Raw genomic sequence first — 13829 nt, 5'->3', positions numbered from 1 at the left:
GTTATTCCCAGTGATGCCAGTCAAACTGGGTTGGTATCCCGCAGGTCATGTGAGTGGCCAAGCGGGTAAGGTGGAGGCATAGCCCGCGGGCTGTGCAAGTTATGAGGAGGATTCGCATGGTGCTGATGCGTCAAGAGATCGGTGACGTTCTGCGTGACTTCCGCTTGCAAAAAGGGCGCACGCTTCGACAGATCGCCGGCGAAGCGAGCGTGGCACTCGGGTATCTGAGTGAGGTTGAGCGAGGCCAAAAGGAAGCATCGAGCGAGATCCTTGCTGCCGTAGCCGATGCCCTCGACACCCCCCTTTCGGTCATTATGGGTGAAGTCAGTGAGCGGCTTGCGGTCGTCGAAGGCCTTACGAGCCCGCTTTCCGGACGGGTGCCCGACACGGTTCCGGCGGAACTCATGACGGGATACGCTCCCGTGCTGGTCTCATAATTCACGAACATATCGTCGTGACAGAGCGCCCGGCCCCGTTTTGGGGCGGGGCGCTCTGTTGTGACCGCGGGGAGGTGCGCTGTGCGGCTGAGTGAGTTTCGACGCGCCTGCGCCTCTGAGTTTGGGGCTGAGTATGCGGGGGTGTTGCTCCGGGATCACTGGCTGACGGCCCTCGGTGGTACAGCGCAGGAGGCTCTTGAGCGTGGCGTGGCACCGCGCGAGGTGTGGCAGGCGCTGTGTGTTGACCTCGATGTGCCGGTCGAGCGTCGCCACGGCCGAGGGCTTCGGGATCCCCAAAGCTAAGGCTGTAGCTGAATCTGGGATCGACACGCCGAGTCGGTATTCGAATATGTGTTCGAGTAATGCTACCTTCGTCCACAGGCGAACTCGCAAGATTCTTATCCACAGATGTAGCTACCCGGCCGTGAATGTCGGTGGTGCGTTTTAGGGTTGGGCTTGTTGGTAACCCGTGCCTTGTCTGTCACGAGTATTCGTGGCCTAGACAGTCTTTAGGCAGCAACCCAGCGGCACCGCCGCGCACAACGAAGGAGCACATCATGGCATCACCCAAAGATCGTGAAAAATCACTCGAAGCAGCCCTCGCCCAGATCGACCGAAACTTTGGCAAGGGTGCCATCATGCGCATGGGGAGCGAAGAGCGTGCTCCCGTTGAAGTAATTCCGACCGGCTCGGTTGCCCTCGACGTTGCGCTGGGTATTGGCGGGCTCCCGCGTGGTCGCGTGGTCGAGATCTATGGTCCTGAATCCTCAGGTAAGACCACGCTGACCCTGCACGCGATCGCAAACGCGCAGCGTGCGGGCGGCATTGCCGCCTTCATCGACGCGGAGCACGCGCTTGATCCGGAATACGCGAAGAAGCTCGGTGTAGACATCGACGCCCTGCTGGTCGCCCAGCCAGACACCGGCGAGCAGGCACTCGAAATCGCAGACATGCTGATTCGCTCCGGATCAGTCGACCTGGTGGTTATTGACTCTGTCGCTGCGCTCGTTCCCAAGGCCGAGATTGACGGCGAAATGGGCGACAGCCACGTGGGTCTGCAGGCACGTCTGATGTCTCAGGCGCTGCGTAAGATCACGGGCAGCCTCAGCTCGACCAACACCACCTGCATCTTCATCAACCAGTTGCGCGAGAAGATCGGCGTGTTCTTTGGCAGCCCCGAGACCACTGCGGGTGGTAAAGCGCTGAAGTTCTACGCGTCGGTGCGCCTCGATATTCGTCGCATCCAGACCTTGAAAGACGGCGCAGATGCCGTTGGTAACCGCACGCGGGTGAAGGTCGTGAAGAACAAAATGGCCCCGCCCTTCAAACAGGCTGAGTTCGACATTATCTACGGCGTCGGTATCTCCCGCGAGGGTCGCTGATTGACTACGGAGTTGAGCAGGGTTTCATCAAGAAGAGTGGCGCCTGGTTTACCTATGAGGGTGACCAGCTGGGACAGGGCATGGAGAACGCCCGCCGCTTCCTCATTCAGCACGCCGATATCGCCAACGAGATCGAAGAGAAGATTCTTACGAAGCTCGGCGTCAACGGACGTAAGGAAGCAGAAGACTCGGCTCCGGTGGCAACGCTTGCCGGTGCTGAGGGTAAGGCAGTCGCGGACAAGGCCGAGACGCCAGCCGAGACGAGCAAGCGCGCGAGCGCCTAGGTCACTATGGCTGTGCGTTTTTTGCCCTCTCCCGACGGGGAGTCACGCCCATCGGGAGAGGACCGCGCAGACCTCGCGGAGGTGATCGAACTTCGATCGCTGTTACAGCAGAACACCTCGCGCGTGACCGCAGGGGGTTCACCCGCTGAGCGCGAGGCCGGGCCCGAGCCTGCCACACCGCGCAGAGCGGTCGCCGAAGTTCCTGCTGGAGCCGAGGTGCTGCGTGGTGTATTCCCCGCGTCGCAAATCCAGCAGAGCTCGCAGAACCCGCAGACACTGCAGACGCCGAAGACCCCACAGACACTGCAGACCCCGCAGACCGCGCCCGAAGCGGCGGAAGACTCGGGGCCTGAACGGAGCGCCAACGAGGACGGGGTTCGGCTGCTCGCCCGCAAGGCAAAATCGAGCGGTGAACTGCGCCACGATTTGCTGCTCCTCGGGCACGACCCTGCCGCGGTTGACACGGTGATTGCCGAGTTCGAACAGAGCCTCTATCTTGACGACGTTGGACTCGCACGATTCTTGACGGAGAAGCTTCGCGACGCAAAGCGCGCCAGCAAGTCACAGATTCGAGTGAAACTTCGTGAACGTAAACTCAGCGACGCGGCGATCGATACCGCGCTCGCTGAGCTCGACGACGATGAGGAGCTGGCGTTACTGCGCCAGACCGCAGCCGACCGGGCGCGGAGCATGCGTGATCTCGACCGGCAGACCGCCGAACGTCGCCTCCTCGGTTTCCTTGCCAGGCGAGGCTGGTCAGGGGAACACGCCACGCGCGCCGTGCGTGATGCGCTGGATGGCAACGGCTCACGCGGTGCGTTCGGAGGCGCTTCTGGTGGCGTCCGTTTTCGTTAAGTGACTCCCAAGATCTAGAACCCCAGGCACCACTAGAATTGACCCCATGAGTCTTGCAGCATCATCTTCGACAGTGATTGACCGCTCACCGGCGGCGCTGCGTCCCGACGGAAGCCCGCGCAGCTATTCCGTGCGCACACTCGGCTGCCAGATGAACGTGCACGATTCCGAACGGCTGTCCGGATCGCTCGAGGCCGCTGGCTATGTCGCTGCAGAAGACGCGGAGCAGGCCGATGTTGTCGTGATCAACACCTGCGCGGTGCGGGAAAACGCGGCAAACAAGCTTTACGGCAACCTCGGCTACCTCGCGAGCGTCAAGCGGGAGCGCGAGGGCATGCAGATCGCTGTGGGCGGTTGCCTCGCGCAAAAGGACCAGGGCGTCATCGTCGAGAAAGCGCCCTGGGTGGACGTCGTGTTTGGCACGCACAACATGGGCTCGCTTCCCGCGCTGCTTGAACGGGCCCGTCACAACGAAGAAGCCCAGGTTGAGATCCTAGAATCCCTCGAGGTCTTCCCGTCAACGCTCCCCACAAAGCGCGACTCGGCTGCGAGTGGTTGGGTGTCTATCTCGGTTGGGTGCAACAACACCTGCACCTTCTGCATCGTGCCGGCGCTCCGCGGCAAAGAGAAAGATCGCCGCCCAGGAGACGTGCTCGCCGAGGTGCAGGCGCTCGTCGACGACGGGGCGATCGAGATCACGCTGCTCGGGCAAAACGTCAACACCTACGGCGTCGAGTTTGGTGACCGTCAGGCCTTCAGCAAGCTGCTCCGAGCGATGGGTGACATCGAAGGCCTCGAGCGGGTGCGCTTCACGAGCCCGCACCCTGCAGCGTTCACCGAGGACGTGATCGCAGCGATGGCCGAAACCCCGAACGTGATGCCATCGCTACATATGCCGCTGCAGTCGGGCTCCGACGCGATCCTGAAATCAATGAAGCGCTCCTACCGCTCAAAGAAGTTCCTCGGGATCTTGGATGCCGTGCGTGAGCGGATCCCGAACGCGGCAATCACGACCGACATTATCGTTGGGTTCCCGGGCGAGACCGACGAAGATTTCGAAGACACCATGCGCGTTGTCGAGGCTTCAAGATTCTCGAGTGCCTTTACCTTTCAGTATTCGATTCGCCCGGGCACTCCCGCGGCGACGATGCCGAATCAGGTCCCGAAGAGTGTCGTGCAAGAACGATATGTCCGCCTGATGGAGTTGCAGGAGAAGATCTCACTCGAAGAGAACGAGGCGCAGATCGGCCAGACCGTGCAGGTGCTTGTGTCGGTGAGCGAGGGCAAGAAGGACTCTGCTCGGCACCGGCTGTCCGGCCGCGCCGAAGACAACCGCCTCGTTCACTTTGCCGTGCCCGAGGGTGCTGAGGTGCCGCGTCCGGGCGATATCGTGACGGTCCAGATCACGGCAGCGGCTCCCTTCTTCTCTATCGCTGACGAGGTGCCAGGCGTGTATGCGCTGCGGCGTACCCGTGCGGGCGATGCTTATGATCGCCGTCAGGCCGAAAGTTGCGGCGTTCCCGCCGCTGCGACGAGCGACGGCGCGGGAACAGTCAGTCTCGGCCTGCCCACGATCCGCCCTCGGTGACTCTTCCCCGTGCCTAAGCTGTGGGTGATCGTCGGGGCGACAGGCACCGGAAAATCGGCGCTGTCGCTCGACCTCGCCGAGGCGTTGGCGGGTCGCGGCGCAGAGATCGTGAATGCCGACGCCATGCAGCTGTACCGGGGCATGGATATTGGCACCGCGAAACTCCCCGCATCAGAGCGGCGCGGGATCCCGCACCACCTCTTTGACGCCCTCGCACCCGAAGAAGAAGCGACGGTGGCGCGCTACCAGCCGGAAGCGCGCGCCCGTATCACCGAGATCCAGGATCGCGGCAAAGACGCGATCCTGGTGGGTGGTTCCGGCTTGTACGTGTCAAGCGTGATCTACGACTTCCAGTTTCCGCCCCGAGATGAGGCGCTGCGTGCCGAGCTCGAGCAGGAACTCGCTGAGCGCGGGGGAGCACCGCTGCTTGCACGACTGCGTGAGATCGCGCCAGCCGTCGCGGACGCGGTGGACGCGAACAACCCGCGCCGGGTCGTGCGCGCGCTTGAGGTCGCGCTGCTGGGCGGAGACGCGCAAGTGGTGCTGCCGTCCGAGCCGCAGCTGTGGCAGCAGGACACGCGCTTGATTGGGGTGAGGGCTGAACGCGCAGTTCTCGTCGAACGGCTCGACCGGCGCGTCGAACAGATGTGGGCCGACGGGCTCCTCGATGAGGTGCGTGGCCTGATCCCGAACGGGATCGAACACGGGCCCACCGCGAGCCGCGCCATCGGCTACGCCCAGGCGCTTGCGCAGCTCGCCGGGCAACTGACCGAGGCGGAAGCGATCGCCGAGACGCAGGCGCTGACCAGGCGTTATGCGAGACGGCAGGTGAGCTGGTTCAAACGCTACCCGGGCGTCGAATGGCTCGATGCGCCCAGTCTCGCGATGATCCACTGACGCTTAGGTATCGCGTGCCCTGAGAGAGATGTACGCTGCAGCCCCGACCGCGATGATCCATGCACAGAGGACGAGTGCGCCGGTGACAGCGGTCAGATCAGCGTCGCCGGCAGAGAAGAGGGTCTCGCCCGCGCGGCTCGGAAGCCAGCGTGAGAAGCCGGTGTTGCGCGCGAGCGGGGGAACAAGGAGCACGAGCACGAGCATGATGACGAGCGCCGGAACCCGGTTGCGCACCAGCACCGCAACGGCGTGTGAGAGGAGCCCGATCAGGGTGAGATAGGCCGCGGCACCTGCGAGGATCCAACCCTGGGGTTGCGTCGGTGAATCAGTGTTGATCCCGGGGGCATCCATTGCCTGTTGTGTGATGAAGGCGCTCGCGAGGCTGAGGCTCGTCGTCACTATCGCAGTAGCTGCGAGTGCGATTACCGCGGACAGCCATTTCCCTGCAAAGAATAACGTTCTGTTTGGCACAGCCACGAGGCTGGTGCGGTACTGGCTCCCGGAGTACTCGTGGCCGGCCGGCAGGATCCCGAGCAGAATGATTCCCACCTGCGCAAACGGAACGGCCTGCGTCACCGCATCACCCGCCGTCATCGCTACGCCCCGCTCCGACGCGTTTGCGGCGAGCGCGGCGGTGATGATGACGCCGAGGAGGACTGTGCCGAGGGCAGTGAGGGTCGTGAACGGTAGGGTGCGGACTTTGGCGAGCTCTGCGGTGAGGACGTTGGCGAGATTCATTGCGACCTCACGCGTCCCTGCGCCGGAACAGGATTCCCGAGATGAGGAGGAGGCCGAGAGTCCACGCCCCCATAACCGGGGCTCCGGGAACCGTGTCTAAGCCACCCTGAACGACGTATTCCGCAGGAAAACCGAAAAGGTTGCGGCCAGCCATGTCGGGAAGCCAATGCGCGAGTGGTGTGAGGTTCGTCAGTAGGAGCGAGAAAGACACGAGCGAGCTGTTGGCGATGAGTAGGATCAGCGGAATGATCCCGTTTTGGGCGAGCGTGGTCACTGAGAAAGCGATGAGCCCCATCAGCCCCCAATACAGCGCGGTTCCGAGGATCCTGGCAACAGCCTCGTCTTGTGTGACGGTTTCGATCCCCGCATCGTGGGTCATTGCCCAGGCAAGGGCAAGGTTGCCGGGGATCGTCACCAGTGCTGTCGATGCGACGTAGACCAGCACAGTGAGGGCCTTCGCCACGAAAAGTGTGGTGCGCCGCGGTGTCGTCGCAAGGGTCGTGGTGATCTGCCTCGCACCGCCCGATTCGGCCCGGTCGGCGGTGTACTCGCTGCCGATGACGGTGACCCCGATGATCACCGCTCCGACAACCCCGAAGATTGGCATCCCAGCGAACCCCGTCTCGAACGGGGATGTATCGGCAAGCCGCTCCGTGGTCTCAGTTGCCACAGCGCCCAGCACGGTGACAGCGTTCAGTGCCGTGATGGCTGCCGAACCGAGCAGCGAGGTGGCAATGCCTGCCCAGACTGCGGGCAGGGTGGCAGACTTCCGCAGCTCCGACAGAAAGCTGTTGAGGAGCCGTTTCATGCGGTGGCCTTCTGCCCGCCGCCGGTGAGCCCAAAGAAGGCTTCCTCCAGTGAGTTGTAGCCGCTGGTAACCTCGGCCGTTGAGCCTTCGGCGACGACACGGCCTCCCGTAATGATGACCAGGTCGTCGGCGATCTCGGCGATCTCGCTCATGAGGTGGCTCGATAGTAAGACGGTTCCGCCGACGTCAGCGTGCCTGCGGAGGAGACCGCGGATCCACCGGATCCCCTCGGGGTCGAGCCCATTGACAGGTTCATCAAGCACGAGGGCGCTGGGCTCGCCGAGCAAAGCTGTGGCGAGCCCGAGACGCTGCCCCATTCCGAGGGAGAATTTGCCGACACGAGTGCGGGCAGCCTCCGCCAGCCCGACTTCATCCAGCACCTCGGCCACGCGGCGGCGAGGAATGCCGTTGCTACGTGCCACCCAGCCAAGGTGATCTTGGGCTGTTCGACTCCGGTGGGCCCCCGATCCATCGAGCATCGATCCCACCGTGCGGAGGGGCTCGCGCAGGGTCCGATACGGCTTCCCTTCAACGAGGGCGGTTCCGAGCGTTGGGCGATCGAGGCCGAGCAGGATACGGAGGATCGAGGATTTACCCGCACCGTTGGGTCCAAGAAACCCGGTAACTCTTCCGGGGAGCGCCCGAAAGGTGATGCCGGAGAGCACGGCACGGTGACCGCGGTATTGAGTGAGAGAGGTGAACTGGATCATCCTTCCATCACAGCCGACTGCGTGGGCGCCGTCATCGGTCCTGACTCCGGAATGTAGCGGTACACTCAGCTTCTGCGCCATCAGACCCTGGGCTGATGGCAGCGGCGGCGAAGGAAAGTAGACTCACAGCGTGCATACTGATCGACCGACTTGGAGTTCGCGCGGGTGGCCTGCAGTCAGCGTCGTGCTTGTCGTCATCGCCCTTATGATGTCTGTCGTTGGATTCGAGAGTCCGACAGTGGGCACCGTCATCTTGGCACTGATGATCGCCGCCGCAGTGTTCGTGACCGTATGGACGCTGCTGCGGACTCGAGCGCAGCGGAGACGGTACGAAGAAGAATTGGCGAGTTGGGCGGGTGAGCGGGCGACGCAGGCGGAGCGATTGCGGATCGCGGCAGATCTGCACGACCTCGTGTCTCATGGGCTGGGACTCATCACGGTGCGGGCTGCTGCTGCCCGCGGTGTGACCGCGAGTCACGGTGATGACGAGCGAGCATTGGCGCTCGCCGATATTGAACGGGTGAGCCGCGAAACCACCACTGAACTGCGGCGCATGCTCACGGTTCTTCGGGATCCAGGAGCGGCACCCTTGCGCCCGGGAGACACGCTCAATGATCTTCCCGAAATTGTGCGGACCGCCTGCGCAGCGGGGCTCACCGCCGAGCTAGACGTTGCTGAACTGGGGGAGCTCTCGTCGGGTGTGCAGCTGACGATCTGTGCTGTTGTGCGCGAGGGGTTGGCCAACACTCTCCGGCATGCCGGCCCCGCTCATGCGCAGGTAGAAGTGCGCCGTGACGGAGCGACGATTGCCGTGGAGATTCGGGATAGTGGTGCTGCTGGGGGTTGGCAGTCGCGGCCCGGTGCCGGTCACGGGCTCGACGGGCTGCGTGAACGGGTCGGCGCTCTGGGGGGCAGTCTCCATGCAGCGCCTCACGAGCACGGGTTTCAGATTCTCGCCAGAGTTCCGGAGAAGGAATACTTATGATTTCGGGACATTCCGCAACCGCGCAGGCTGCAGCGGCCGCTATCCGGGTGCTGATCGTGGACGATCAGCCGCTGCTGCGGCACAGCCTTGCCCTCATTCTCGGCAGCTCACCAGACCTCACAGTGGTCGGTGAAGCTGCGAGCGGTGAGGAAGCGGTGGAGCGGGCACGGGAACTGATCCCCGATGTGATCCTGATGGATATTCGCATGCCCGGCGGTGATGGCATCAATGCGACGCGCAGGATCACGGCCGATGTGGCGCTTGACCGCTGCAGAGTGCTTGTGCTGTCGATGTTTGAGATGGACGAATATGTGTACGGAGCTCTTCGCGCCGGGGCGAGCGGTTTTCTTCTCAAGGACGCCCACCCCGATCAGCTCCAGGACGCGATCCGCCGCACCCAAGCGGGGGAATCCCTCTTCGCTCCGGGGATCCTTACCCGCCTCGTCGAGCACTACGTTTACCGCCCGAACAGCGTGCTATCGGCCAACCTTGACGTGCTCACGCGGAGAGAGGTGGAAGTGCTCGCCCTTATCGCGCGAGGCCTCTCCAACGAGGAGATCCGGGCTACCCTCACCATCTCGATGGGTACGGTGAAAACGCACATCGGCAGTCTTCTTGCCAAGCTGCATGCTCGGGATCGCGCCCAACTCGTTATCGCTGCCTACGAGCGCGGGCTGGTTGCCCCCAAAGCCTCAGAGTAATTCACGCGAGATGGGTCATGCTAGCCGATGTTGAGACGCTCAGCCAGCAGCTCGGGCTCTTGCAGGGGAATACCGTGCCCGCACTCCTCGGCAACCCAGGTCGTACTTGCCGGAGCGTTCATGCCGAGCAGCGCAAGCGTTGCCGCCGGCCACCTGCTTGGCTTTGCTTGGCCGCTGATAGCTGCGACGCGCTCAACAAGATCCGGGCGTCGAATGGCTTGAGGCGCCGGATCTTGCTGAGATCGACCGCATAAACTAGCCGCATGACCGTGCACACGCGCCAGTTTGATCCTGCCGACACCGAGGCGGTTGTTGCGCTGTGGGAGGTGTGCGGGCTCACGCGGCCCTGGAACGATCCGCGAGCGGATATCGCCCTGAAGCTTCGGGTACAACCCGAATTTTTCCGCGTTGCGGTCGGTGGTTCTGCCCTTGCCGGTGCTCGTGCTAACGATGAGATCGTGGGATCCGTGATGGCGGGCTATGACGGCCACCGCGGCTGGGCGTACTACCTCGCCACCGCTCCCGCTCATGAGGGGAGGGGGATCGCGACCGCGCTGATGCGGGAGGTGGAGGCGCTGCTCCTGGACCTCGGCTGCCCCAAAGTGCAACTGATGGTGCGTAGCGAAAACGAGCAGACGCTCGGCTTCTACGACCGCCTCGGCTACGAAAGCTCAGACGTGAGGGTGCTCGGGCGCCGCCTTATCGCGGACTGACTTCACCGAGATTGCGTTCCACTGCCGAGATTGCGTTCAGGAACCGCAATCTCGACGGTGAACCGCAATCTCGATGATGAACCGCAATCTCGCCGGTGAACCACAATCTCGCCGGTGAACCACAATCCCGAATCTGACTATTCAATAGAATGACGCACATGCATCACGAAGACGCCGTTTCCGGCGGGGGCAAGATCGTTCTTCTGCATTTTTCTCCCGATCACTCGTGGGGATCCAAAGAAGAAGAGCGTTCCCGAGAGACCAGCCTTTAGTTTCTGCCTCGAGCTGATCGAGGCCGCAAAGCAGACGGGGCATCAAGTGGAAGCCACCGTGCAGATCGACGATACCGAGGGCTTTTACGCAGACGTGGAAGACGTCTCGAGTGTGGTCATCGAAGACTTGCTTGACGATGCGCTCGCCGACCCCCAGGGCCAGTCTGTCTCAATTGAGCTGCGCGCGGACCCCCAGCGCGGTGTATACATCCGCGTAGCAACTGAAGCGGACGCCGCATTCGTGCAGGCCAGGTTCCCAAGCGATTCCGTCCGGGACGACCTCACTGAGGCCGTCACCGAGGTAGGAGGTGAGCTTGCCGTCTCCCCGGGCGCGGTGACCGTCACGATGCCTTGGAATCTTGAGCAGTCCGGTGACAAGCTCTGAGCACCGCAGCCGCACACGCGAGACGCAAGCATAGACTAGAAGCATGACCGCTCTTACCTTCACCAAAGGCCACGGCACGGGGAACGATTTTGTGCTCTTCACGGATCCCGAGGGTGAAATCACGCTCACGCCGGAGCAGATTCGGTTCTTGTGTGACCGGCACTTCGGCATCGGCGCAGACGGGATGATCCGCGCCGTGCGATCCCGCGCGATCGAAGAGGGCGCCGCCAGTCTCGCCGAAGAACCAGACGCCGAATGGTTCATGGACTATTGGAACGCCGACGGCACCCCCGCCGAGATGTGCGGCAACGGGGCGCGGGTGTACGCTCACTACCTCGTCACCGAAGGACTCGTCGCCCCCGAACGCCGCGACACGCTCCCGATCGGCACCCGCTCGGGAGTGAAAGACGTCTTGGCGGGCGTCAGCGGCTACACCGTTGATCTTGGCCGCTGGCGGCTGAGCGGCGAGCGGCTCGTTGCTGCTCGCGGCCTCGACGTGGCGCGGCCCGGGCTCGGGATCGACCTCGGCAACCCCCACGTTGTCGCCGCGCTCGCGCACGCGGGCGAGCTCGAAGGCCTCGATCTGACGCAGCAGCCGGCTCTTGATCCCGCGCCCGCAGACGGCGCCAACGTCGAATTTGTGGTGCCGGAAGATCCGCTCGTGAAAGACGGTGTCGGCCGCATCCGCATGCGGGTACACGAACGCGGTGTTGGCGAAACGCTCTCCTGCGGCACCGGGATCGCCGCCGCCGCGCTCGCGTTCCGGCACTGGGGCGGCGAGGGGATGCCGAACCACTGGCGTGTTGATGTGCCTGGCGGGCGCGTCGCCGTGCGCATGTTCCCGACCGAGGAAGGGGAGCACGTCTCGCTGAGCGGCCCAGCCGAACTTGTCTATCGCGGCACCATCGAGCTTCCGGAGTCTGAGTAGCGGCTGGCCGGACTCCACGAATAGCTTCGGTTGCTAGCTGCTCGCCTCGGCAAACGGCCGAATGGCGTCCTCGATCTGCGTGATGAGCTGCAGGAGGGTGGCGGGATCATCGCCGTCGCCGATGGTGTCGCACAGCTTAATGATGCGGTTGAGCTCTTCGAGCGTGCTCCCGACTTTGGTGATCGAAGCGGTCACTTCTCCGGCAAGCTGACGCATCGCGGGGGAGAGTTGCGTCGCAGCTGACTGCGCTTGCCAACTCAGCAGGAGCTTGCGCGGGATCGTCAGCACCGACGCTGATTTTTCGATCGATGTGACAGTTCTGGCGGTGAGTTCGCGGTGAGCGCGTGAGTGTTCGGCCATTTCGATGAGCCCGGAGTGGAGCGTCTGAGAGAGCAGCGCAATGGCGTCGGCCTGCATCGATGCGGAGCTCACGGTATCCGCATCGATGAGTTCCACAACAAAGGATGCCATCATCCGCGTGTGCAGCTTGGCGAGCGCAACCCGAAACCGATTCTCTGCGCTGTTCTCGTCGAGCTCCTGCAGGGCGCGGATGAGCTCGACGATGTAGCCCTGAATGAGTCCCTGCATCTGTGCCCAGATCCGCAGGGGCTCAAGGAGCGACGGTGGCGCCTGCACCGTCGCAGTGATCTCGGTGATCCGGTCGATCGTCTTCGAAGTGGCATCGAGGTCGCGCTGTAGCTCCGTACCGACGCGCTGCAACGATTCGGAGAGCGTGGCGAGATGCCGCTGCTGCATGGACCAGGAGCTGAGCGCTCGATCCACCTGGTTCGTGGTGGAGAGCATCACCGCGAGGTCACCCGAAGCTTCCGGCCGTGTGGGGAGGGTTTCCGAACGACGTTCAAACTTTGCGATTTCGCCGGGCAGGGTCTGCCGCTGGAACGCAGCGTATGAGTCATATCCCGCTGCCGCGAGAAGCTCGCCGAGTCGCTGCGCGCTGCGGGCGGCAACGCCTCGCCGTCCGAGCCCCGCTCTGCGAAGCTCGTCCTCGAAGCTGTTGAGCGTTTGGTAGAGATCCCTCGCTGCTGAGGAATGGCTGCTGTCCATCGGGCGGATCCGCACCGACAAGAATCCACCGTTGCTGAGGGGCGTCACCGTGGCGTACACCGAGTACGTGCTGCCGTCTGCCGCAAGGTTATCGACGTGCCCGGCGAAGGGGCGTCCCGCCAAGAGTTCGGTCCACATCACGCTGAATACGCCGCTTGGCATATCGGGATGTCGAATGATGTTGTGGGGCGATCCGACGAGCGCCTCACGGGGAAACCGGGAGAACGTTACAAACAGCCTATTCGCGTGTTCAATGATTCCACGCCGATCGGTCGTGGAGAAGAACACGTCTTCGATCCCCACCTCGTGGACGTTTGTGCGATGCGATGTTGGGCCGGACATAACCGAGTGTTCTCCTGGATGTTCGAAAGAAGTGTCACTGACATCCCCATCTCATCCTATCGACGTGCCTCGATCACGTGGAATCCCTTGTCGCGGGCGATACGTGCGACCTCGCACTCCGGAAACTCCGCGGCGATCCAACGCTGCAGCGAGTCGGCGCCCAGGTGTTTCGCGACGACCAGGTGCGCCGTGCCGCCGGGGTTCAGGCGCGGCAGCCATTGCCGCAGGATCGCGTGCAGTGCCTCTTTGCCGACGCGGATCGGCGGGTTTGACCGAATCTCATCGAACAGGATCTCTGCGGGTACATCATCGGGGCTTGCAACCTTGATATTCGACGCGCCGAGGCGTTCGGCGTTGAGCCTGGTGAGTTCGCGGGAGCGGGCATTGATGTCGATCGCCCAGACGTTCCGTTCGGGAGACTCCAGGGCCGCGCTCAATGCGATCGGCCCCAGCCACAGCCGATATCGAGGATCGCGCCCGTGCCCGCAGGGGAGGGCAGCTTTCGCAGCAGCACCTCGGTGCCGCGGTCAAGATGCTCGGGGCTGAATACGCCCCCGGCGGTCAGCACCTTGCGCGGCGCCCCTGCCAGAAGAACTTCGATCTCCCGAGGTTTCAGTTCGCCTGCGGGGTCTTCCGAGAAGTAATGCTGGTTCACCGTCCCAGTATCCCAGCATGCGCCCCCGAATTGCTGCGCCACGAGTGAACAGGCTGTGCGAGGTCAAGGCGAGGTGCGTAGACT

General features: G+C 63.2%; 14 protein-coding genes and 2 pseudogenes. 11 read left to right on the top strand and 5 right to left on the bottom strand.

What is annotated here, in order from left to right:
* Positions 1–116: 116 nt before the first annotated feature.
* The 6 genes and pseudogenes from G7067_RS11675 to miaA all read left to right on the top strand — a co-directional run bounded on the left by G7067_RS11675 (position 117) and on the right by miaA (position 5443).
* Positions 117–437, top strand: coding sequence for a helix-turn-helix domain-containing protein (locus G7067_RS11675; RefSeq protein ID WP_166324558.1), 321 nt, complete (start codon positions 117–119; stop codon positions 435–437).
* 81 nt (positions 438–518) lie between these two features.
* Positions 519–740 (top strand): DUF3046 domain-containing protein, encoded by a 222-nt coding sequence (locus G7067_RS11670; protein ID WP_166324555.1) that lies wholly within the window; start codon positions 519–521, stop codon positions 738–740.
* A 254-nt stretch (positions 741–994) separates the two neighbouring features.
* Positions 995–2103: pseudogene (gene recA / locus G7067_RS11665) on the top strand (recombinase RecA).
* A 123-nt stretch (positions 2104–2226) separates the two neighbouring features.
* The gene (locus G7067_RS11660; RefSeq protein WP_205881141.1) at positions 2227–2958 is read left to right on the top strand and encodes a regulatory protein RecX; all 732 of its coding nucleotides are present in this window, start codon (positions 2227–2229) and stop codon (positions 2956–2958) included.
* Between the two features lie 46 nt (positions 2959–3004).
* A complete protein-coding gene (gene miaB / locus G7067_RS11655; protein ID WP_166324549.1) occupies positions 3005–4546 on the top strand; it encodes a tRNA (N6-isopentenyl adenosine(37)-C2)-methylthiotransferase MiaB in 1542 nt (513 codons plus the stop codon).
* A gap of 9 nt (positions 4547–4555) precedes the next feature.
* Positions 4556–5443: a tRNA (adenosine(37)-N6)-dimethylallyltransferase MiaA gene (miaA, locus tag G7067_RS11650; RefSeq protein ID WP_166324546.1), complete on the top strand. Its 888-nt coding sequence runs from the start codon at positions 4556–4558 to the stop codon at positions 5441–5443.
* 3 nt (positions 5444–5446) lie between these two features.
* Here miaA and G7067_RS11645 read toward each other — a convergent pair whose 3' ends face one another.
* From G7067_RS11645 to G7067_RS11635, 3 genes are read right to left on the bottom strand one after another with little or no spacing between them, the layout of a single operon-like run.
* Positions 5447–6181 carry an ABC transporter permease gene (locus tag G7067_RS11645; protein WP_166324543.1) on the bottom strand — a complete coding sequence of 245 codons (735 nt, stop codon included), beginning with the start codon at positions 6179–6181 and terminating at the stop codon, positions 5447–5449.
* Positions 6182–6188: 7 nt separating this feature from the next.
* Positions 6189–6989, bottom strand: coding sequence for an ABC transporter permease (locus G7067_RS11640; RefSeq protein ID WP_166324540.1), 801 nt, complete (start codon positions 6987–6989; stop codon positions 6189–6191).
* A complete protein-coding gene (locus G7067_RS11635) occupies positions 6986–7699 on the bottom strand; it encodes an ABC transporter ATP-binding protein (RefSeq protein ID WP_166324537.1) in 714 nt (237 codons plus the stop codon). Before G7067_RS11635 ends, G7067_RS11640 begins: the two co-directional genes overlap by 4 nt.
* Before the next feature lie 130 nt (positions 7700–7829).
* On the opposite strand from G7067_RS11635, the gene G7067_RS11630 reads away from it, so the two are divergent.
* The 5 genes from G7067_RS11630 (at position 7830) to dapF (ending at position 11683) form a co-directional block, all read left to right on the top strand.
* Positions 7830–8684: a sensor histidine kinase gene (locus G7067_RS11630; protein WP_205881140.1), complete on the top strand. Its 855-nt coding sequence runs from the start codon at positions 7830–7832 to the stop codon at positions 8682–8684.
* The gene (locus tag G7067_RS11625) at positions 8681–9385 is read left to right on the top strand and encodes a response regulator (protein WP_166324534.1); all 705 of its coding nucleotides are present in this window, start codon (positions 8681–8683) and stop codon (positions 9383–9385) included. The genes G7067_RS11630 and G7067_RS11625 overlap by 4 nt, the downstream gene beginning before the upstream one ends.
* A 263-nt stretch (positions 9386–9648) precedes the next feature.
* On the top strand, positions 9649–10098 hold the full coding sequence (locus G7067_RS11620; RefSeq protein WP_166324531.1) for a GNAT family acetyltransferase: 450 nt from the start codon (positions 9649–9651) through the stop codon (positions 10096–10098).
* Between the two features lie 318 nt (positions 10099–10416).
* Positions 10417–10755, top strand: coding sequence for a hypothetical protein (locus G7067_RS11615; RefSeq protein WP_166324528.1), 339 nt, complete (start codon positions 10417–10419; stop codon positions 10753–10755).
* Positions 10756–10798: 43 nt separating this feature from the next.
* Positions 10799–11683, top strand: coding sequence for a diaminopimelate epimerase (gene dapF / locus G7067_RS11610; protein ID WP_166324525.1), 885 nt, complete (start codon positions 10799–10801; stop codon positions 11681–11683).
* 33 nt (positions 11684–11716) lie between these two features.
* On the opposite strand, the gene G7067_RS11605 is transcribed toward dapF, so the two are convergent.
* Together G7067_RS11605 and G7067_RS11600 are read right to left on the bottom strand one after the other, a co-directional pair.
* Entirely contained in the window at positions 11717–13090 is a 1374-nt protein-coding gene (locus tag G7067_RS11605) for a PAS domain-containing protein (RefSeq protein WP_166324522.1), read from the bottom strand.
* Positions 13091–13146: 56 nt separating this feature from the next.
* Positions 13147–13745: pseudogene (locus G7067_RS11600) on the bottom strand (class I SAM-dependent methyltransferase).
* Between the last annotated feature and the right edge of the window lie 84 nt (positions 13746–13829).

Origin of the sequence: Leucobacter insecticola, from assembly GCF_011382965.1 — a bacterium.
GTDB lineage: Bacteria > Actinomycetota > Actinomycetes > Actinomycetales > Microbacteriaceae > Leucobacter > Leucobacter insecticola.
The sequence above is the reverse complement of the archived record's forward strand: the minus strand, read 5'-3'. Positions and strand labels throughout refer to the sequence as shown.

Excerpts from the sequence above, each read along its gene's own strand:
- G7067_RS11675 (WP_166324558.1), top strand. The coding sequence starts at position 117 with ATGGTGCTGATGCGTCAAGAGATCGGTGACGTTCTGCGTGACTTCCGC.
- miaB (WP_166324549.1), top strand. The coding sequence starts at position 3,005 with ATGAGTCTTGCAGCATCATCTTCGACAGTGATTGACCGCTCACCGGCG.
- G7067_RS11645 (WP_166324543.1), bottom strand. The coding sequence starts at position 6,181 with ATGAATCTCGCCAACGTCCTCACCGCAGAGCTCGCCAAAGTCCGCACC.
- G7067_RS11640 (WP_166324540.1), bottom strand. The coding sequence starts at position 6,989 with ATGAAACGGCTCCTCAACAGCTTTCTGTCGGAGCTGCGGAAGTCTGCC.
- G7067_RS11635 (WP_166324537.1), bottom strand. The coding sequence starts at position 7,699 with ATGATCCAGTTCACCTCTCTCACTCAATACCGCGGTCACCGTGCCGTG.
- G7067_RS11625 (WP_166324534.1), top strand. The coding sequence starts at position 8,681 with ATGATTTCGGGACATTCCGCAACCGCGCAGGCTGCAGCGGCCGCTATC.
- G7067_RS11620 (WP_166324531.1), top strand. The coding sequence starts at position 9,649 with ATGACCGTGCACACGCGCCAGTTTGATCCTGCCGACACCGAGGCGGTT.
- dapF (WP_166324525.1), top strand. The coding sequence starts at position 10,799 with ATGACCGCTCTTACCTTCACCAAAGGCCACGGCACGGGGAACGATTTT.
- G7067_RS11605 (WP_166324522.1), bottom strand. The coding sequence starts at position 13,090 with ATGTCCGGCCCAACATCGCATCGCACAAACGTCCACGAGGTGGGGATC.